This window comes from Marinobacter sp. BW6, from assembly GCF_008107725.1.
Taxonomy (GTDB): domain Bacteria; phylum Pseudomonadota; class Gammaproteobacteria; order Pseudomonadales; family Oleiphilaceae; genus Marinobacter.
In genome coordinates this window covers 1-380 of the sequence record NZ_VIRN01000066.1, presented here as the reverse complement: position 1 = coordinate 380, position 380 = coordinate 1, and the positions used below count along the sequence as shown (strand labels likewise).

At 64.2% G+C, this 380-nt stretch carries 1 protein-coding gene; it reads left to right on the top strand.

From position 1 onward, the window contains the following. Positions 1-380 (top strand): DDE-type integrase/transposase/recombinase (locus tag FMN52_RS16835; RefSeq protein WP_148609783.1); only part of this gene is annotated, 380 nt, incomplete at both ends.

Sequence of the window (380 nt, the reverse complement as noted above, 5' to 3'; positions counted from 1 at the left end):
CCGGCAGCCGCAGCATTCTGGGCATGCTGCGCGAAGAGGGCGTGACCATCGGCCGTTTCCGAGTGCGTCGGTTGATGCGTGAGCTAGGCCTGGTCAGCAAGCAACCGGGCTCGCACGCCTACAAACAGGCCACGGTTGAGCGTCCGGATATCCCGAATCGGCTGAACCGCGAATTCGCGACCGAGCATCCCAATCAGGTGTGGTGTGGCGACATCACCTACGTCTGGGCGCAAGGCCGTTGGCACTACCTGGCCGCGGTGCTGGATCTGCATATCCGGCGGGTGATCGGCTGGGCGTTCTCGGCCAAGCCGGATGCCGAACTGGTGATCAAGGCCCTGGACATGGCCTACGAACAGCGCGGCAAGCCACAGCAGGTGCTG